Here is an 18,559-nt window from a genome sequence, read left to right on the forward strand (position 1 = left end):
CTAGGCGCTGCCGGTGCCGCAGCGGGCGCAGCAGTGGCTGGCGCGGAGGTTGCTGCAGGGACCGGCGTCGCCGGGGTACCGTCCTGTGGCGCGGCACCCTGGCGGTCGGCCGCCTCTTGCGCCTGCGCCGCTTCGGTAGCCCGCTGCTCCGGCGAGCGACTGTCGCTGAACACCAGCAGCAGATAGCGGCTGCGGTTCAGGGCGGCGGTCGGCACGGCGCGGACGATGGCGAAGGGTTGACCGGAGTCGTGGATGACTTCCTTGACCGTGGCCACCGGGTAACCCGCCGGGAATCGCTGGCCCAGGCCAGAGCTGACCAGCAGGTCGCCTTCCTTGATGTCGGCAGTGTCGGCCACGTGGCGCAGCTCGAGCCGCTCGGGATTGCCCGTGCCGCTGGCGATGGCGCGCAGCCCGTTGCGGTTGACCTGCACTGGAATGCTGTGGGTGGTGTCGGTGAGCAGCAGCACACGCGAGGTGTAGGGCATCAATTCGACCACCTGCCCCATAAGGCCACGCGCGTCGAGCACCGGCTGGCCGAGTACCACGCCATCGCGCTCGCCCTTGTTGATCAGGATGCGATGGGTGAACGGGTTCGGGTCCATGCCGATCAGCTCGGCAACCTCGACCTTTTCGTTCACCAGCGCCGAAGAATTGAGCAACTCGCGCAGGCGCACGTTCTGCTCGGTCAGCGCCGCCAGCTTCTGCAGGCGCCCCTGCAGCAACAGGCCTTCGGTCTTGAGTTTCTCGTTTTCGGCCAGCAGCTCGGTGCGGCTGCCGAACTGGCTGGCAACGCCTTCGTACAGGCGCTGCGGCAGGTCGGTGACCCAATAGGCACGCATCAGCACCAGCGACATTTCGCTGCGCACGGGTTTGAGCAGGGTGAAGCGCGCGTCGACGACCATCAGCGCGACCGACAGCACGACCAGCACCAACAGGCGCACGCCCAGTGAGGGGCCCTTGGTGAAAAGCGGTTTAATAGGCCGCTCCTCCCAGGCAAATGTTCATGTGGTCATTCATGTGACGGCAAACCGGCCCGGATCGAAAGTACAGGACGCATACAGGTAGCATCGAAGACGCTACCTGTAAACGACCCCAGGAATCTTTCCCGCGAAGTTATTCGCTGGAGAGCAGATCCATGGTGTGCTTGTCCATCATTTCCAGGGCGCGACCGCCACCCCGAGCCACGCACGTCAGCGGGTCTTCGGCGACGATCACCGGCAGGCCGGTTTCCTGGGCCAGCAGCTTGTCGAGGTCGCGCAGCAGCGCGCCACCGCCAGTCAGCACCAGGCCGCGCTCGGCGATGTCCGACGCAAGCTCGGGAGGCGACTGTTCCAGCGCGCTCTTGACGGCCTGCACGATGGTCGCGAGCGACTCCTGCAGGGCTTCGAGCACTTCGTTGGAATTCAAGGTGAAGGCGCGTGGAACGCCTTCGGCCAGGTTGCGGCCACGCACGTCGACTTCACGCACTTCGCCGCCTGGGTAAGCGGTGCCGATTTCCTGCTTGATGCGTTCGGCGGTGGATTCGCCGATCAGGCTGCCGTAGTTGCGACGCACGTAGGTGACGATGGCTTCGTCGAAGCGGTCGCCGCCCACACGCACGGATTCGGCATAGACCACGCCATTGAGCGAGATCAGGGCGATTTCGGTGGTACCACCGCCGATGTCGACGACCATCGAACCGCGGGCTTCCTCGACCGGCAGGCCGGCGCCGATGGCGGCCGCCATGGGCTCTTCGATCAGGAACACTTCGCGGGCACCGGCGCCCAGCGCCGATTCACGGATGGCACGGCGTTCCACCTGGGTGGATTTGCAAGGCACGCAGATCAGCACGCGCGGGCTGGGCTGCAGGAAGCTGTTCTCGTGCACCTTGTTGATGAAATATTGCAGCATCTTTTCGCAGACGCTGAAGTCGGCGATCACGCCGTCCTTCATCGGGCGAATGGCGGCGATGTTGCCGGGAGTACGGCCGAGCATGCGCTTGGCTTCGGTACCGACCGCAACGACACTTTTCTGATTACCGTGGGTCCGAATGGCCACAACTGATGGCTCATTCAGGACAATACCGCGCTCACGCACGTAAATAAGGGTGTTGGCAGTGCCCAGGTCAATGGAAAGATCGCTGGAAAACATGCCACGCAGTTTCTTGAACATGGGAAAAGGACCCTAGGCAACGCGTGGGTAAAAAAGTGCGGCAAACTCTAACAACGGCGGGGATTTTGGGCAAGGCGCCAATATGTTAAATTGGCTGTTTTTCCGGGCACGCCTGCACTCGATCGCGGCCATATGACCACAGAAGTGCGATAGTGTTCCCCAAAACCACGGCTTTGCCGTATTTCATTTTCCACTGGAGATCCCCATGGCGCTTGAACGCTGCGACGTGGAAAAAATCGCTCACCTGGCCCGCCTGGGCCTGAATGAAGCCGATATGCCACGCACCATCGAAGCACTGAACAGCATTCTGGGCCTCGTCGACCAGATGCAAGCGGTCGACACCAGCGGCATCGAACCCCTGGCCCACCCACTGGAAGCCAGCCAGCGGCTGCGCGCCGACCAGGTGACCGAACGCAACCAGCGCGAGGCTTACCAGGCCATCGCACCGGCGGTCGAGAACGGCCTGTATCTGGTTCCGAAAGTCATCGAGTAAAGGGAAAGAGCCTGCCATGCATCAACTGACACTGGCCGAGATCGCCCGCGGACTCGCCGACAAGAAATTTTCCGCCGAAGAGCTGACCCGTACCCTGCTGGCGCGTATCGCCGAGCTGGACCCGCAGCTCAACAGCTTCATCACCGTCACCCCCGAGCATGCCATCGCCCAGGCGCAAGCGGCCGATGCGCGCCGCGCCAATGGCGAGGGCGGCGCCCTGCTGGGCGCGCCGCTGGCCCACAAGGACCTGTTCTGCACCCAGGGCATCCGCACCAGTTGCGGGTCGAAGATGCTCGATAACTTCCAGGCGCCCTATGACGCCACCGTGGTGGCCAGGCTCAATGCAGCGGGCGCGGTGACCCTGGGCAAGCTGAACATGGACGAATTCGCCATGGGTTCGGCCAACGAGAACAGCCACTACGGCCCGGTGAAAAACCCCTGGAACCTGGCCCACGTGCCCGGCGGCTCCTCGGGTGGCTCGGCGGCAGCCGTGGCGGCGCGCTTGTTGCCGGTGGCAACGGGCACCGACACCGGCGGTTCGATCCGTCAGCCGGCGGCCTTCACCAACCTCACCGGTATCAAGCCGACCTACGGCCGCGTGTCTCGCTGGGGCATGATCGCCTACGCTTCCAGCCTCGACCAGGCAGGGGTGCTGGCGCGCAACGCAGAGGACTGTGCCCTGTTGCTGCAAGGCATGGCGGGCTTCGACCCGCAGGACTCCACCAGCATCGATGAGCCCGTGCCCGACTACAGCGCCACCCTGGGCGGCTCGCTGCAAGGCCTGCGCATCGGCGTACCGAAGGAATACTTCGGTGCCGGCCTCGATCCGCGCATCGCCGACCTGATTCACGCCAGCATCGAGCAACTGCAGAAGCTGGGCGCAACCATCAAGGACATCAGCCTGCCGAACATGCAGCAGGCAATTGCCGCCTACTATGTGATCGCGCCGGCCGAGGCCTCTTCGAACCTGTCGCGCTTCGACGGCGTACGCTTCGGCTATCGCTGCGAACACCCCAAGGATCTCACCGACCTGTACAAGCGTTCGCGCGCCGAAGGCTTCGGCCCGGAAGTGCAGCGCCGCATCATGGTCGGGGCCTATGCACTTTCGGCGGGCTACTACGACGCCTATTACCTGCAGGCGCAGAAGATCCGCCGCTTGATCAAGAACGATTTCATGGCCGCCTTCGAAGACGTCGACATGATCCTCAGCCCGACCACGCCAAACCCGGCCTGGAAGCTGGGCGCCAAGAATGCCGACCCGGTTGCTGCCTACCTCGAAGACATCTACACGATCACCGCCAACCTGGCCGGCCTGCCGGGCCTGTCGATGCCGGCCGGTTTCGTCGATGGCCTGCCAGTCGGCGTGCAGCTGCTGGCCCCCTATTTCCAGGAAGGCCGCCTGCTCAATGCGGCGCACCAGTACCAGCAAGTCACCGACTGGCACACTCGCGCGCCTGAAGGCTTCTAAGGAGAAACATCATGCAATGGGAAGTCGTGATCGGGCTGGAGATTCATACCCAGCTCGCCACCCAGTCGAAGATTTTCTCCGGCAGCTCCACCACCTTCGGCTCCGAGCCGAACACCCAGGCCAGCCTGGTCGACCTGGGCATGCCCGGCGTACTCCCGGTGCTGAACCAGGAAGCCGTGCGCATGGCCGTGATGTTCGGCCTGGCAATCGACGCCGAAATCGGCCAGCACAACGTGTTCGCGCGCAAGAACTACTTCTATCCCGACCTGCCCAAGGGCTACCAGATCAGCCAGATGGAGCTGCCGATCGTCGGCAAGGGCCATCTGGACATCACCCTGGAAGACGGCACGGTCAAGCGTATCGGCGTGACACGCGCGCACCTGGAAGAAGACGCCGGCAAGAGCCTGCACGAGGACTTCAGCGGCAGCACCGGCATCGACCTCAACCGTGCCGGCACACCGCTGCTGGAAATCGTTTCCGAGCCCGACATGCGCAGTGCCAAGGAAGCCGTGGCGTACGTCAAGGCCATGCATTCGCTGGTCCGTTACCTGGGCATCTGTGACGGCAACATGGCCGAAGGCTCGTTGCGCTGTGACTGCAACGTGTCGATCCGGCCCAAGGGCCAGGTCGAGTTCGGCACCCGCTGCGAGATCAAGAACGTCAACTCGTTCCGCTTCATCGAGCGCGCCATCAACAGCGAGATCGCGCGCCAGATCGAACTGATCGAAGACGGCGGCAAGGTCATCCAGCAGACCCGCCTGTACGATCCGAACAAGGACGAGACACGCGCCATGCGCAGCAAGGAGGAAGCCAACGACTACCGTTACTTCCCCGACCCCGATCTGCTGCCGGTGGTGATCGAGGATTCGTTCCTGGAAACCACCCGGGCCACCCTGCCCGAGTTGCCGCCCGCCAAGCGCGAGCGCTTCAAGAACGAGTTCGGCCTGTCTGCCTACGATGCCAGCGTCCTCGCTTCGAGCCGTGAGCAGGCGGACTTCTTCGAGCAGGTGGTGGCCAGCTGCGCCGATGCCAAGCTTGCCGCCAACTGGGTCATGGTCGAGCTGGGCAGCCTGTTGAACAAGCAGGGTGTGGAAATCGAGGAGTCGCCGGTCAGTGCCGCACAACTGGGTGGCATGCTGCAGCGCATCAAGGACAACACCATCTCCGGCAAGATCGCCAAGATGGTTTTCGAAGCCATGGCCAACGGTGAAGGCGATGCCGACCAGATCATCGAGGCGCGTGGCCTGAAACAGGTCACCGACAGCGGGGCAATCGAGAAGGTGCTCGACGAAGTGCTGGCTGCCAATGCCGAGCAGGTCGAACAGTACCGCGCGGCAGACGAAGCCAAGCGCGGCAAGATGTTCGGCTTCTTCGTCGGCCAGGCAATGAAAGCCTCGAAGGGCAAGGCCAATCCGCAGCAGGTCAACGAGCTGCTCAAGAGCAAGCTGGCCGGTTGATGCGCCGACGCCTTTTCTGTAGCAGCGGCGCGAGCCGCGTCCGGCGCAGTTGTAGCAGCGGCGCGAGCCGCGTCCGGCTTCAACGCGGTGAAGCAAACGGACCGCGAATACCGCCAACGCGGTTTGCGCCGCTGCTACAGGCGCTGCGTGTGTGCTGTGTCGGTGCAATTGCCGTGCTGGCGGGCTGCGCCGGCCAGAACGACCTCATCGACCCGCGCGGCTACAACCGCGAGGGGGTCGCTTCCTACTACGGCGCACGCCATCATGGTGCTCGCACCGCCAGTGGCGAACGCTTCGATCAACACGGTCTCACCGCTGCCCACCGCCAGCTTCCATTCGGTACCCGGGTAGTGGTGACCAATCTGTCCAACAAGCGCAATGTAGTGGTGCGGATCAACGATCGCGGCCCACATTCGCGCGGGCGCCTGATCGATGTGTCAAAAGGCGCTGCCGAAGAATTGGGCATGCTGCGCAGCGGCACGGCCCGAGTGCGCGTGCAGACCTTGCAAGACTGACCTGGAGCGACCCTTATCCCCGATCTTGCCACCCTGCCCGGCCCGACCTTGCTGCAACTGTTCGCAGGGCTGCTGCTGCTGATTGCCGGCGCCGAGTGCCTGGTGCGCGGCGCCGTGCGCCTGGCGGCCGCGCTCAAGATCAGGCCGCTGGTAGTGGGCCTGGGCGTGGTTGCGCTGGGCAGCAGTGTGCCGCAGCTGGCCGTCAGCCTGCAGGCGACGTTCGTCGGTACGCCGGACATCGCCGTCGGCAGCCTGGTGGGCAGCAATATCTTCAGTTTGCTGGTGACCCTGGGGCTGTCCGCGCTGATCATTCCGCTACGGGTTTCGCGGCAACTGCTGCGGCTCGATATTCCTCTGTTGATCGCAGCCAGTGCGCTGGTGTTCGGGCTGGCCCTGAACGAACAGTTGGGGCGCCTGGAAGGCGGCGTCCTGCTTCTGGCCCTGGTCGGCTATCTGGGCGTGCTGTGGCGCCAGTCTCGGCATCCGGGCCGGGTGGCGACAGCCCAGGGCACAGCGCCCTGGCTCAAGTGCCTGGGCATGATGCTCGGCGGCTTGCTGCTGCTGGGCGCGGGCAGCCACTGGCTGCTGGAAGCGGCGCTGGAGCTGGCCACCGATTTCGGCTTGTCGGACCGGGTGATCGGGTTGACCATCGTGGCCGTCGGCACCTCACTGCCGGAACTGGCGACGTCGTTGGTCGCCGCCTTTCGCGGTCACCGCGAGATCGCAGTGGGCAACGTCATCGGCAGCAACCTGTTCAACCTGCTCGGTGTGCTCGGCCTGACCGCAGTGCTGGCACCTGCGCCCCTGAGCGTGTCACCCAACGCGCTGGACTTCGACCTGCCGGTGATGCTCGGCGTCACCCTGCTGTGCCTGCCGCTGTTCTATTCCGGATACCGGGTCACGCGGATCGAAGGGCTGGTGCTGCTGGGGTTGTACGTCGCGTATGGCCTGCACGTGGTGGCGTTCACCACGGGCATGCCATTGGCGGCCAGGCTGGAAGAGCTGATGCTGTTCTACGTGCTGCCGTTGCTGGCGGCGGTGGTGCTGTGGGGCACCCTGCGCGCCTGGCGCCGACAGCACTGAGCCAGGCGGCCTCCTACCCTGCCCGACGCTTCTTGACCATCCAGGCCACGGCCAGCACCCCAAGCCACAAGGGAATCAACAGCACCGAAATGCGGATTCCCGGCGTCATGTACATGATCACCAGAATGCCCGCCAGGAACAGCAGGCATACCCAGTTGGTGATCGGGTAGCCCCAGCTGGGGAAGAACGTCGCCTGACCGTTGGCGCGCATGGCCTTGCGAAACTTCAGGTGAGTGATGCTGATGATGCCCCAGTTGATGACCAGTGCGGACACGGCCAACGCCATCAACAAGCCGAAGGCCTCGCCCGGCATCAGGTAGTTGATGACCACGCTCAACCCGGTCGCCATGGCGGAAATACCCAGCGCTTTCATGGGCACGCCACGGCGGTTGACCTTGAGCAGGGTCTTGGGCGCATCGCCCTGCACCGCCAGGCCGAACAGCATGCGGCTGTTGCAATAGACGCAGCTGTTGTACACCGACAGCGCCGCGGTCAGCACTACCACGTTGAGCACGGTTGCCACTACGTTGCTGTCCAGCGCATGGAAGATCATCACGAACGGGCTGCCACCTTCGACCACTTTCTGCCACGGATACAGCGACAACAAGATGGTCAGGGCGCCCACGTAGAACAGCAGGATCCGGTAGATCACCTGGTTGGTGGCCTTGGGGATGCTGCGCTTGGGATCATCGGCTTCGGCGGCGGTGATGCCGACCAGCTCCAGGCCACCGAAGGAAAACATGATGACCGCCATGGCCAGGGTCAATCCACCGATGCCGTTGGGGAAGAAGCCGCCGTATTGCCACAGGTTGGCGATGCTGGCGTCCGGCCCACCGCTGCCGGTGGCCAGCATCCAGGCGCCGAAGCCGATCATGCTGACGATGGCGGCCACCTTGATCAGCGAAAACCAGAACTCCATCTCGCCATAGATCTTCACCTGGAACATGTTGATCGCGTTGATCAGCACGAAGAACACCGCGGCCGAGGCCCAGGTCGGCACGTCCGGCCACCAGTACTTGATGTAGATGCCCACGGCGGTCAACTCGGCCATGCCTACCAGCACATACAGCACCCAATAGTTCCAACCGGACATGAAGCCAGCCAGGCCGCTCCAGTAGCGGTTGGCGAAATGGCTGAAGGTACCGGTGACCGGCTCTTCAACGACCATTTCGCCCAGCTGGCGCATGATGAAGAAGGCAATCAGGCCGCCGATCGCGTAACCCAGGATGACCGACGGGCCGGCCATGCCGATGGTCTGGGCGATGCCCAGGAACAGGCCGGTGCCGATCGCCCCGCCCAGGGCAATGAGCTGGATATGCCTGTTTTTCAGACCCCGATGCAGACCTTCGGGGGTGGATTGATCATCCATTGCGGTTCCTTAGCGGGTGAATGCTTGCGGGTGTGCAAGCAGCGTCTAGATCCAGCCGCCCCACTGCAACAGGAATATTCCGATATTGGTGGTGATGGCTGCCGCCAGGGTGGTGATGACGATGATGGCGGCGGCGAGCGAATAGTTGCCGCCGCTGGCCCGCACCATGACATAACCGACCGAGGCCGAAGGAGCGCCAATATACAGGAACAGAATGCCCAGTTCCGCCCCGCGAAAGCCCAACAGCCAGGCACCGAAGGTACCGACGATCGGCAGCAGGATCATTTTCACCGCGCTGGCACTCAGCGCCACCGAACCACTGCTGCGCAATGCGGCCAGCGACAGGGTCCCGCCGATGCAGATCAGCGCCAGCGGCAGGCTCATTTGCGCGACGTAGTCAGCGGAGGTCAGGATCCAGTTGGGAATGGGCACCTGCAACCAGGCGAAGGGCACGGCCAATACCACGCTGATGATCAACGGGTTGACCAGGATGCTTTTGCAGATGCTGAGCGGATCGGACTTGATGTTCGGGCTGTAGATCGCCAGCACCACTACCGACAGCGAGTTGTAGAGCACGATCACCAAACCGGCGAGGATCGAGCCCAGGGAGATGCCGTAGTCGCCATACATGCTGCCCGCCAGGGCCAGGCCGATGACACCGTTGTTGCCGCGAAAGGCGCCCTGGGTGAACACCCCACGGTCGACTTGCGGGCATCGCTTGGTGGCGATCCACCAGGCGATGGCGAAGCTGCCCACCGTGGCCACCACGAAATACACCAGCAGGCCCGGCTTGAGTGCAGAGCGCAGGTCGGCATGGTAGATGCCCAGAAACAGCAGCGACGGCATGCAGACGTTGAACACCAGGGCCGAGGCGGTCTTGATGAAGTTGTCGTTGATCCACTCGATCCGCTTCAGCCCGTAGCCGAGAAACAGCATGGCGAACACCGGAGCGGTCACGTTCAGGGTCTGCAGAAATAGGGCGAGCATGCCGGGGAACCTGTTGCCTGGGGTCAGGCGACAATGATAGCGAGGATGTGGGGGTCAGGCGGGGAAATTCTGGAAAGGTATGGCAGGCAGGGCCGCTTCGCGGGCAGAGGGCTGGCCCCCCGCCCCGCTCCCACAGAGATCCTCAGTGTCTGCAGGATTCCCATAGGAGCGGTCAGCGGCCGCGAAAGCCGCACTGCAGTTTCGAGGCTTACTGCGGACCCATCTTGTCCATCAGGGCAGCGAGCATTTCGTACTCTTCGCCGGTCAGGTCGGTCAGCGGGGTGCGCACCGGGCCTGCGTCGTAGCCGGCAATCTTCGCGCCTGCCTTGACGATGCTGACTGCGTAGCCGGATTTACGATTGCGAATGTCCAGGTAAGGCAGGAAGAAGTCGTCGATCAACTTGCCCACGGTGACATGATCTTCAGCGGCGATTGCGCGGTAGAAGTCCATGGCGGTCTTCGGGATGAAGTTGAACACGGCGGACGAATACACCGGCACACCCAGAGCCTTGTAGGCCGCTGCATAGACTTCGGCGGTCGGCAGGCCACCCAGGTAGCTGAAGCGATCGCCCAGGCGACGGCGGATCGACACCATCAGTTCGATGTCGCCCAGGCCGTCCTTGTAGCCGATCAGGTTCGGGCAGCTTTCGGCCAGGCGTTCCAGCAATGGCGCGTTCAAACGGCAGACATTGCGGTTGTAGACGATGACGCCGATGTTGACCGATTTGCACACGGCCTCGACGTGGGCGGCTACGCCGTCCTGGCTCGCTTCGGTCAGGTAGTGCGGCAGCAGCAGCAGACCCTTCGCGCCCAGGCGCTCGGCTTCCTGTGCATACTCGATGGCCTGGCGAGTGGAACCACCAACGCCGGCGAGGATAGGCACGCTGGTGGCGCAGGTGTCGACGGCAGTCTTGATCACTTGCGAGTATTCGCTGGCAGCCAGGGAGAAGAACTCACCGGTGCCGCCGGCGGCGAACAGGGCGCTGGCGCCGTAGGGGGCAAGCCATTCCAGGCGCTTGATGTAGCCTTCGCGATGGAAGTCGCCCTGGGCAGTGAAGTCGGTTACTGGAAAAGACAGCAGGCCGTGATTGAGGATGGACTTTAGTTCTTGTGGATTCATTGTTTGAACACCCTGAGTCGCATGGAAAATTGAACAACCAAGCAGCCATGGCTGGCTGATGTCGTACGTCATCGTACAACTACTTATGCAGTTCCTCAATAGGTTGAACGAAGTATTTTCAGATTGTCCCTGATGGGCTTCACCGAACGCCGAGACGACACAAGGGATCCCTGTAGCAGCGGCGCGAGCCGCGTCCGGTGGCACCGCGTTCTGCCAGATACACCGCGGCAACCGCCGACGCGGCTTGCGCCGCTGCTACAAGGGTTGCGGTGTTTCTGTAGCAGCGGCGCGAGCCGCGTCCGGTGGCACCGCGCTCTGCCAGATACACCGCGCCAGCCGCCGACGCGGCTTGCGCCGCTGCTACAAGGATTGCGGTGTTCTGTAGCAGCGGCGCAAGCCGCGTCCGGCCGCACCGCGTTCTGCCAGGTACACCGCGGCAACCGCCGACGCGGCTTGCGCCGCTGCTACAAGGGTTGCGGTGATTCTGTAGCAGCGGCGCAAGCCGCGTCCGGTGGCACCGCGCTCTGCCAGATACACCGCGCCAGCCGCCGACGCGGCTTGCGCCGCTGCTACAAGGGTTGCGGTGTTTCTGTAGCAGCGGCGCGAGCCGCGTCCGGTGGCACCGCGTTCTGCCAGATACACCGCGGCAACCGCCGACGCGGCTTTCGCCGCTGCTACAAGGGTTGCGGTGTTTCTGTAGCAGCGGCGCAAGCCGCGTCCGGCCTCGCTGCGGTCTGCCAGATCACCGCGCCGACCGCCGACGCGGCGTTCAGCCCCTGCCCGCTTCGGCTTCCTGGTGCGCCTGGCGCAAACGCTCGCGGCTGTTGGTCAGGTGCAGGCGCATGGCTGCGCGTGCGGCATCGGAATCCTGGCGGGCGATGGCGTCGTAGATTTCCTCGTGCTCGCGACTGAGTCGGGTCATGTAGTGCTGCTGGTCGTCATGTGCCAGACGTGCCGAATTCAGGCGGGTGCGGGGAATGATGCTGGTGCCCAGGTGCGTCATGATGTCGGTGAAATAGCGGTTGCCGGTGGACAAGGCAATCTGCAGATGGAACTGGAAATCGGACGCCACTGCATCGCTGGCATGGGCCGCGCTTTCGTTCAGCGCATCGAGGGCCGCGCGCATCGCCGCCAGTTGCTCGGGCGAGCGACGGCTGGCGGCCAGCCCGGCGGACTCCACTTCCAGGCTGATACGCAGCTCGAGCACGGCGAGCACATCGCGCAAGGTCACGATGGTCGCCGGATCGATGCGAAAACCACTCGGGCTGGGCGTATCCAGCACGAAGGTGCCGATGCCGTGGCGGGTTTCGACCTGACCTGCCGCCTGCAGCCGGGAAATGGCTTCACGCACCACGGTCCGGCTGACGCCCTGCTCTTCCATGATGGCCGACTCGGTAGGCAGCTTGTCGCCACGCTTGAGGTCACCATCGAGGATGCGCTGGGTCAGCACGGCCACCAGTTCCTGGGCCAGGCTGCGCGGTTTGCGACGGGCGCGTGGGGCGGCGCTCTGAGTATCCATAGTGAAAGTCATTCTCGAAACGGTCGGTGATTGGAGCAATCATAGCCTAAAGCGGGTTGTACGATCATGGCATGAGCCGCCGCAGGGCCCGGCGGGCGGGCGAATGCCGCCTACCCGGGCGCGCAGGGCGCCAGCCAGAGCGCTCCACGCGAATTTACCGACGCACGGGGCGTTTCTGCAATTTGCGTTGCAGGGTACGCCGGTGCATACCCAGCGCTCGCGCCGTGGCGGAAATGTTGCCGGCGTGCTCGGTGAGCACTCGCTGGATGTGCTCCCATTGCAGGCGGTCGACCGACATCGGGTTTTCCGGCACCAGCGTGTCGAGGTCAGCGTGTTCGGCCGACAGCGCCGCCAGTACGTCATCGGCGTCGGCGGGCTTGCACAGGTAGTTGCAGGCGCCACGCTTGATCGCCTCCACCGCAGTGGCGATGCTCGAATAGCCGGTGAGAATCACCACGCGCATTTCCGGATCCAGCTCCAGCAGCTTGGGCAGCAGCACCAGGCCCGAATCGCCTTCCATCTTCAGGTCCAGCGCGGCGTAGTCGGGTACATCGTCCTGGGCCAGCTTCAAGCCTTCCTCGGCGCTGCCTGCGGTGCTTACGCGAAAGCCTCGGCGGGTCATGGCACGGGCCATCACACGGGTAAACGTGGCGTCGTCGTCCACCAGCAACAGGTGCGGCAGCTCTTCGCCTTCGACTTGGTTTTCGTCAGTCATCGATCATCTCCTGGGACGCCACGGGGCAGGCGCAGCTCGGTGAGCGTGCCGCCCTCTTCATGACTATAGAGTTTTACCGAGCCGCCGGCGCGAGTCACGCTGGCCTTGCTCAAGAACAGGCCAAGGCCGAAGCCCTTGCCCTTGGTAGTGAAGAACGGTTTGCCAATCTGCTCGGCAATGGCCAGGGGAACACCCGCGCCGTGGTCGCGGATCACGATGAAGATGTCTTCACTGTCCCAGTCCAGCTTGACCTCGAGGTTGTCGGGGCAGGCATCGGCGGCGTTGTTGAGCAGGTTGAGCAGCGCCTGGGTGAGGTCCGGAGGCGGCGACAGGTGCGGCACCTCGCCTTGGCCCAGGCGGTGGAAACGGTAGCTGGACTCGGGGCGCATCAGGTGCCAGCGATTGAGGGCTTCGTCGAGCCAGGCGGTGACCGGCTGATCGACCACGGCCATGCGTCGGTTGGCTTCGGCAGCCCGCACCAGTTGCTGGAGGGTTTCCTTGCACAACTTGACCTGATCCTGCAGCACCTGCAGGTCTTCCTGCAGTTCAGGCTGGGGATGGTCCTGGCGCATTTCCTTGAGCAGCACGCTCATGGTGGCCAACGGCGTACCCAGCTCATGGGCTGCGCCCGCAGCCTCGGTGGCCACCGCCAGCAGTTGCTGGTCACGCAGGCCCTCTTCGCGGCGCTGGGCACGCAGCTGTTCCTGGCGCCGCAGCTCTTCGGCCATCTTGGCGGCGAAGAAGGTAATCACCGAAGCGGCCAGGGCGAAGCTCAGCCACATGCCGTAGATCTGCAGGTTTTCACGGCCGATCGGCAGCGTGTCGAGGGGGTAGAAGTGCGCCAGCATGAAGGTGTAGCAAGCCAGCGCGATGCCTGAGAGCACCAGGGAGTAGACCCACGGCAGGGTCACGGCGGCAATGGTCAGGGGCACCAGGTAGTAGGACACGAACGGGTTGGCGCCGCCGCCCGAATAGTAGAGCAGGACGCTGTGGATCAGCAGGTCGCAGGCCAGTTGCAGGGCGTACTCGAGCTCGGTGACCGGCAACGAGAAGCGCAGGCGCAGGACGGTCAGCGCGCAGAGTATGGCGGACACCGCCAGGGTGGTGCTCAGCGCCAGCCAAGGCAAAGGCAGTAGATGCGTGAGGTAGGCGAAACCGACCGAGCCGGCCTGAGCGGCCAGTACCAGGGTGCGGATGAAGGTCAGGCGCCAGAGGTTCTGGCGTGAAGCGGAAAGAGGCATAGGATGGGCGAGCATTTGCTCTCCAGTGAGCGCTGCAGGCGGATCGGTGCAAGTATAACCAACTCGACACGCCGACAGCGGAAACTGCGGCAAATGACCGCGCGAAACGCATGAACCAGGCATCGTTCAGGAACCGCATCCGGCCTGGCCAGTCTTACCCAGCACCTACAACAAGGAGTTTTCCATGCCCGTCATCACCCGCAGCGCTTTGGTCCTTGGCGCGAGCCTGCTGGCCAGCCTTCCCGCGCTGGCCGACGAAGCCCGCTACAACCAGATTTCCCTGCGCGCCGAGGTCAGCCAGGAAGTGCCCCGCGACCTGATGCTCGTGACCCTCTACAGCGAAGAGCAGAACGCCGACCCGGCCAAGCTCGCCGCCGGCATCACCGACACCTTGAACAAGGCCCTCGCCCAGGCGCGCGAAGTCAAGGGCGTGATCGTGCGCCAGGGCAGCCGCAACAGCTACCCGATCTATGACGACAAAGGCCAGGCCATCACCGGCTGGCGCGAGCGCGCGGAAGTGCGCCTGGAAAGCGCCGATTTCCCCGCGCTGTCCAAACTCACCGGCGAACTGCTGCAGAGCCTGAAAATGGGCGCCATGGACTTCTCGATCGCCGACAAGACCCGCAAGCAGAGCGAAGACGCCCTGCTCAAGGAAGCCGTCGCTGCGTTCAAGGCCCGTGCTCAACTGGCCACCGACGCCTTGGGTGGCAAGAGCTACAAGGTGGTCAATCTCAACCTCAACAGCGCGGGCTACCCGCGGCCCTACGCGTCCGCCCCGATGATGATGAAAGCCGCCCGTTCCGACGCTGCCCCGGTGACCCCGGACGTGGAAGCCGGCACCAGCGAGGTCAGCATCAACGCTGATGGCGTCATCGAAGTCGTGATGCCTTGATGCGCTGCCGCCCTTGATCGGGCGGCCCTATCCCCTATTGCCATTCATCTGCCGAGGCCCCCATGCACATCCCCGCCTTCAAGCCACTGCTCCTGACCGCTGCCCTGTGTGCCGGGATGCCCATGGCCCAGGCCGCGAGCACCCTGGTGTACTGCTCCGAAGCCAGCCCCGCCGGCTTCGACCCCAGCCAATACACCAGCGGCACCGATTTCGACGCTTCAGCGGAAACCGTCTTCAATCGCCTGACCCAGTTCAAGCGCGGCGGCACCGAAGTCGAGCCTGGCCTGGCCACCTCCTGGGACGTATCGGCCGACGGTTTGAGCTACACCTTTCACTTGCGCGAAGGGGTCAAGTTCCACAGCACCGACTACTTCACGCCCAGCCGCGATTTCAACGCCGACGACGTGCTGTTCACCTTCCAGCGCCTGCTCGATCCCGAGCACCCCTTTCGCAAGGCCTACCCTTCGGAATCGCCCTACTTCACCGACATGGGCCTGAACACCAACATCAAGTCGGTCAGCAAACAGGACGAGCACACCGTCGTCTTCACCCTCGCCACGGTCGATGCCGCGTTCGTGCAGAACCTGGCCATGAGCTTCGCCTCGGTGCAATCCGCCGAATATGCCGCGCAGCTGCTCAAGCAGGGCAAGGCTGCCGACATCAATCAGAAACCGATCGGCACCGGCCCGTTCGTCTTCAAGCGCTATCAGAAGGATTCGCAGATCCGCTACGTTGCCAACAAGGCGTACTGGAAGCCTGAAGACGTCAAGCTCGACAACCTGATCTTCGCGATCAACACCGATGCTGCCGTGCGCCTGCAGAAACTCAAGGCCGGCGAATGCCAGGTCAGCGGCTATCCGCGTCCCGCCGACATCGAGGTGATGAAACAGGATCCCAACCTGCGTGTGCTCAGCCAGCCCGGCTTCAACCTGGGCTTCCTTGCCTACAACGTGACCCATCCGCCGCTCGATCAACTCAAGGTGCGTCAGGCACTGGACATGGCGATCGACAAGCCCGCCATCATCAAGGCGGTGTACCAGAGCGCCGGCCAACTGGCACAGAACGCCCTGCCCCCCGCGCAATGGTCTTACGACACGGGCATCAAGGACGCGCCCCACGACATCACCAAGGCCCGCGCGCTGCTCAAGGAAGCCGGGATCAAGGAAGGCACGACCATCGACCTGTGGGCCATGACGGTGCAGCGCGCTTCCAACCCCAACGCGCGCATGTCGGCGCAGATGATCCAGAGCGATTGGGCCAAGGTCGGCATCAAGGCCAACATCGTCAGCTACGAATGGGGCGAGTACATCAAGCGCGCCAAGAACGGCGAGCACGACACCATGATCTACGGCTGGACCGGCGACAACGGCGACCCCGACAACTGGCTCGGCGTGCTCTACAGCTGTGCGGCGGTCAAGGGCAGCAACTACGCCAAATGGTGCGACCCGGCCTACGACAAGCTGATCCAGCAGGCCAAGCTGAGCAGCGATCGCGACGAGCGTGTGAAGCTGTACCAGCAGGCGCAGCGTATCCTCAAGCAACAGGTGCCGATCACGCCCATCGCCAACTCCACGGTGTTCCAGCCCATGCGCAAGGAAGTTCAGGACTTCCGCATCAGCCCCTTCGGCCTGACCCCTTTCTACGGTGTCAGCCTCTCGCAGTGATACCTAACGCCCCATTGCAGTGCGCCAGCGTGGTGCAGTGGGGTCGATAAGCGTGCGTTCTGCTGCAAAACGTTATTGATCGTGCGTTCAACTATCGAAAAAATTATATCGATGCGACATTCGTGTACGCCCGTCCCACCGTTTCAACCCCGATTCGATGCAAACAGTTGATTTGGGTATGCCGCCTGCATAAGTATCGGCCGGGTCGGCCCACAAGGTCGCCCTCATTCTTAAAATGACAACAACTGAGGCCACCATGCTCAAAACCGCGGTCATTCCGTTCATCGTCGGGGCCGGCCTGCTTGCCAGCGCCCCTTTCGCCCATGCTGCGAGCAACCTTGTATTCTGCTCCGAAGGCAGTCCGGCGGGTTTTGACCCGGCGCTGTATACCAGTGGCACGGATTTCGACGCTTCTGCAGAAACCGTCTTCAACCGTCTGAGCCAGTTCGAGCGTGGCGGCACTGCGGTCATTCCTGGCCTGGCCACGAGCTGGGACATCTCCGAAGACGCACTGACCTACACCTTCCACCTGCGCGAAGGGGTCAAGTTCCACACCACCGACTACTTCAAGCCGTCCCGCGAATTCAACGCCGACGACGTGCTGTTCACGTTCAACCGCATGATCGACAAGAACATGCCGTTCCGCAAAGCCTATCCGACCGAGTTCCCGTACTTCACCGACATGGGCATGGACGAGAACATCACCAACATCGAGAAGCTCGACGACCACACCGTTCGCTTCACCCTGAAGACCGTCGACGCCGCCTTCATCCAGAACATGGCGATGAGCTTCGCTTCGATCCAGTCCGCCGAATACGCCGCCCAACTGCTCAAGCAGGGCAAGGCCGCCGACATCAACCAGAAGCCGATCGGCACCGGCCCGTTCGTGTTCAACCGCTACCAGAAAGACGCGCAGATTCGCTACAAGGGCAACAAGGACTACTGGAACCCGGATGACGTGAAGATCGACAACCTGATCTTCGCCATCACCACCGATGCATCGGTGCGCATGCAGAAACTCAAGAAGAACGAATGCCAGGTCAGCGTGTACCCACGCCCGGCCGACCTCAAGCCGCTCAAGGAAGACAACAAGCTGCAGATGCCTGACCAGGCCGGCTTCAACCTGGGCTACATCGCCTACAACGTCACCCATGAACCGCTCGGCAACCTCAAGGTCCGCCAGGCGCTGGACATGGCCGTGAACAAGAAAAGCATCATCGAAGCCGTGTACCAGGGCGCTGGCCAGCTGGCAGTGAACGCCATGCCGCCGACCCAGTGGTCCTACGACGAAAGCATCAAGGACGCCGGCTACAACGTGGAAGAGGCCAAGAAGCTGCTCAAGGAGGCCGGCGTCAAGGAAGGTACCGAGATCACCCTGTGGGCGATGCCGGTGCAGCGTCCCTACAACCCCAATGCCAAGTTGATGGCCGAGATGCTGCAATCGGACTGGGCCAAGGTGGGTATCAAGGCCAAGATCGTCAGTTACGAATGGGGTGAGTACCTCAAGCGAGCCAAGGCCGGCGAGACCGATGCCATGCTGATCGGCTGGAGCGGTGACAACGGTGACCCGGACAACTGGCTCGGCACCCTGTACGGCTGCGACGCGGTGAACGGCAACAACTTCTCGAAGTGGTGCGACAAGGACTACGACCAGTTGATCAAGACCGCCAAGGCCACGCCTGACCAGGCCAAGCGCACCGAACTGTACAAGCAGGCCCAGGTGCGCCTCAAGGAACAGGTGCCGATCACCCCGATCGCGCACTCCACGGTCTACCAGCCCATGAGCGCCAAGGTCACCGACTTCAAGATCAGCCCCTTTGGCTTGAACTCGTTCTATGGCGTAGGCCTGAAGGACTGACAAAGGCGTCTCCCCCATGCAGGCGAG

16 protein-coding genes are annotated in these 18,559 nt (G+C 63.3%); 8 read left to right on the plus strand and 8 right to left on the minus strand.

Going from position 1 to position 18,559, the window contains the following annotated elements; translation table 11 throughout:
* Both mreC and mreB read right to left on the minus strand, forming a co-directional pair.
* Window positions 1-929 (minus strand): rod shape-determining protein MreC (gene mreC / locus IFU31_RS19275; RefSeq protein WP_342345297.1); only part of this gene is annotated, 929 nt, incomplete at its 3' end.
* 184 nt (window positions 930-1,113) lie between these two features.
* On the minus strand, window positions 1,114-2,151 hold the full coding sequence (mreB, locus tag IFU31_RS19280) for a rod shape-determining protein MreB (protein WP_008371426.1): 1,038 nt from the start codon (window positions 2,149-2,151) through the stop codon (window positions 1,114-1,116).
* 205 nt (window positions 2,152-2,356) lie between these two features.
* Between mreB and gatC the strand changes: the two genes are divergently transcribed.
* The 5 genes from gatC (at window position 2,357) to IFU31_RS19305 (ending at window position 7,167) form a co-directional block, all read left to right on the plus strand.
* Entirely contained in the window at window positions 2,357-2,644 is a 288-nt protein-coding gene (gene gatC, locus IFU31_RS19285) for an Asp-tRNA(Asn)/Glu-tRNA(Gln) amidotransferase subunit GatC (RefSeq protein WP_122479517.1), read from the plus strand.
* A 16-nt stretch (window positions 2,645-2,660) separates the two neighbouring features.
* The gene (gene gatA / locus IFU31_RS19290; protein ID WP_192104244.1) at window positions 2,661-4,112 is read left to right on the plus strand and encodes an Asp-tRNA(Asn)/Glu-tRNA(Gln) amidotransferase subunit GatA; all 1,452 of its coding nucleotides are present in this window, start codon (window positions 2,661-2,663) and stop codon (window positions 4,110-4,112) included.
* 11 nt (window positions 4,113-4,123) lie between these two features.
* Entirely contained in the window at window positions 4,124-5,569 is a 1,446-nt protein-coding gene (gene gatB / locus IFU31_RS19295) for an Asp-tRNA(Asn)/Glu-tRNA(Gln) amidotransferase subunit GatB (protein ID WP_122479519.1), read from the plus strand.
* Between the two features lie 149 nt (window positions 5,570-5,718).
* Window positions 5,719-6,084: a septal ring lytic transglycosylase RlpA family protein gene (locus IFU31_RS19300; protein WP_342214264.1), complete on the plus strand. Its 366-nt coding sequence runs from the start codon at window positions 5,719-5,721 to the stop codon at window positions 6,082-6,084.
* A 57-nt stretch (window positions 6,085-6,141) separates the two neighbouring features.
* A complete protein-coding gene (locus IFU31_RS19305; RefSeq protein ID WP_122479736.1) occupies window positions 6,142-7,167 on the plus strand; it encodes a calcium/sodium antiporter in 1,026 nt (341 codons plus the stop codon).
* Window positions 7,168-7,180: 13 nt separating this feature from the next.
* On the opposite strand, the gene IFU31_RS19310 is transcribed toward IFU31_RS19305, so the two are convergent.
* From IFU31_RS19310 to IFU31_RS19335, 6 genes are all read right to left on the minus strand, one after another.
* Entirely contained in the window at window positions 7,181-8,536 is a 1,356-nt protein-coding gene (locus IFU31_RS19310; protein WP_122479521.1) for an amino acid permease, read from the minus strand.
* A 45-nt stretch (window positions 8,537-8,581) separates the two neighbouring features.
* Complete coding sequence (locus tag IFU31_RS19315; protein ID WP_185794060.1) at window positions 8,582-9,523, minus strand: AEC family transporter; 942 nt, start codon at window positions 9,521-9,523, stop codon at window positions 8,582-8,584.
* Between the two features lie 208 nt (window positions 9,524-9,731).
* On the minus strand, window positions 9,732-10,643 hold the full coding sequence (gene kdgD / locus IFU31_RS19320; protein WP_122479523.1) for a 5-dehydro-4-deoxyglucarate dehydratase: 912 nt from the start codon (window positions 10,641-10,643) through the stop codon (window positions 9,732-9,734).
* A 769-nt stretch (window positions 10,644-11,412) separates the two neighbouring features.
* Complete coding sequence (locus IFU31_RS19325; RefSeq protein ID WP_122479524.1) at window positions 11,413-12,162, minus strand: FadR/GntR family transcriptional regulator; 750 nt, start codon at window positions 12,160-12,162, stop codon at window positions 11,413-11,415.
* A 154-nt stretch (window positions 12,163-12,316) separates the two neighbouring features.
* On the minus strand, window positions 12,317-12,877 hold the full coding sequence (locus IFU31_RS19330; protein WP_122479525.1) for a response regulator transcription factor: 561 nt from the start codon (window positions 12,875-12,877) through the stop codon (window positions 12,317-12,319).
* The gene (locus IFU31_RS19335; protein WP_122479526.1) at window positions 12,874-14,133 is read right to left on the minus strand and encodes an ATP-binding protein; all 1,260 of its coding nucleotides are present in this window, start codon (window positions 14,131-14,133) and stop codon (window positions 12,874-12,876) included. Before IFU31_RS19335 ends, IFU31_RS19330 begins: the two co-directional genes overlap by 4 nt.
* Window positions 14,134-14,302: 169 nt before the next feature.
* Here IFU31_RS19335 and IFU31_RS19340 point away from each other — a divergent pair, with 169 nt between their 5' ends.
* The 3 genes from IFU31_RS19340 (at window position 14,303) to IFU31_RS19350 (ending at window position 18,532) form a co-directional block, all read left to right on the plus strand.
* A complete protein-coding gene (locus IFU31_RS19340) occupies window positions 14,303-15,010 on the plus strand; it encodes an SIMPL domain-containing protein (RefSeq protein WP_192104246.1) in 708 nt (235 codons plus the stop codon).
* Window positions 15,011-15,072: 62 nt separating this feature from the next.
* Window positions 15,073-16,674 carry an ABC transporter substrate-binding protein gene (locus tag IFU31_RS19345; RefSeq protein WP_192057686.1) on the plus strand — a complete coding sequence of 534 codons (1,602 nt, stop codon included), beginning with the start codon at window positions 15,073-15,075 and terminating at the stop codon, window positions 16,672-16,674.
* A 256-nt stretch (window positions 16,675-16,930) separates the two neighbouring features.
* The gene (locus tag IFU31_RS19350) at window positions 16,931-18,532 is read left to right on the plus strand and encodes an ABC transporter substrate-binding protein (RefSeq protein WP_185794064.1); all 1,602 of its coding nucleotides are present in this window, start codon (window positions 16,931-16,933) and stop codon (window positions 18,530-18,532) included.
* The last annotated feature ends 27 nt before the right edge of the window (window positions 18,533-18,559 follow it).

It is taken from the genome of Pseudomonas sp. CFBP 13602 (assembly GCF_014842725.1).
Classification (GTDB): Bacteria; Pseudomonadota; Gammaproteobacteria; order Pseudomonadales; family Pseudomonadaceae; genus Aquipseudomonas; species Aquipseudomonas baltica.

Coding starts and splice junctions, on each gene's coding strand:
- mreB (WP_008371426.1), bottom strand. CDS start 2,151: ATGTTCAAGAAACTGCGTGGCATGTTTTCCAGCGATCTTTCCATTGAC.
- gatC (WP_122479517.1), top strand. CDS start 2,357: ATGGCGCTTGAACGCTGCGACGTGGAAAAAATCGCTCACCTGGCCCGC.
- gatA (WP_192104244.1), top strand. CDS start 2,661: ATGCATCAACTGACACTGGCCGAGATCGCCCGCGGACTCGCCGACAAG.
- gatB (WP_122479519.1), top strand. CDS start 4,124: ATGCAATGGGAAGTCGTGATCGGGCTGGAGATTCATACCCAGCTCGCC.
- IFU31_RS19310 (WP_122479521.1), bottom strand. CDS start 8,536: ATGGATGATCAATCCACCCCCGAAGGTCTGCATCGGGGTCTGAAAAAC.
- IFU31_RS19315 (WP_185794060.1), bottom strand. CDS start 9,523: ATGCTCGCCCTATTTCTGCAGACCCTGAACGTGACCGCTCCGGTGTTC.
- kdgD (WP_122479523.1), bottom strand. CDS start 10,643: ATGAATCCACAAGAACTAAAGTCCATCCTCAATCACGGCCTGCTGTCT.
- IFU31_RS19325 (WP_122479524.1), bottom strand. CDS start 12,162: ATGGATACTCAGAGCGCCGCCCCACGCGCCCGTCGCAAACCGCGCAGC.
- IFU31_RS19330 (WP_122479525.1), bottom strand. CDS start 12,877: ATGACTGACGAAAACCAAGTCGAAGGCGAAGAGCTGCCGCACCTGTTG.
- IFU31_RS19335 (WP_122479526.1), bottom strand. CDS start 14,133: ATGCTCGCCCATCCTATGCCTCTTTCCGCTTCACGCCAGAACCTCTGG.
- IFU31_RS19340 (WP_192104246.1), top strand. CDS start 14,303: ATGCCCGTCATCACCCGCAGCGCTTTGGTCCTTGGCGCGAGCCTGCTG.
- IFU31_RS19345 (WP_192057686.1), top strand. CDS start 15,073: ATGCACATCCCCGCCTTCAAGCCACTGCTCCTGACCGCTGCCCTGTGT.
- IFU31_RS19350 (WP_185794064.1), top strand. CDS start 16,931: ATGCTCAAAACCGCGGTCATTCCGTTCATCGTCGGGGCCGGCCTGCTT.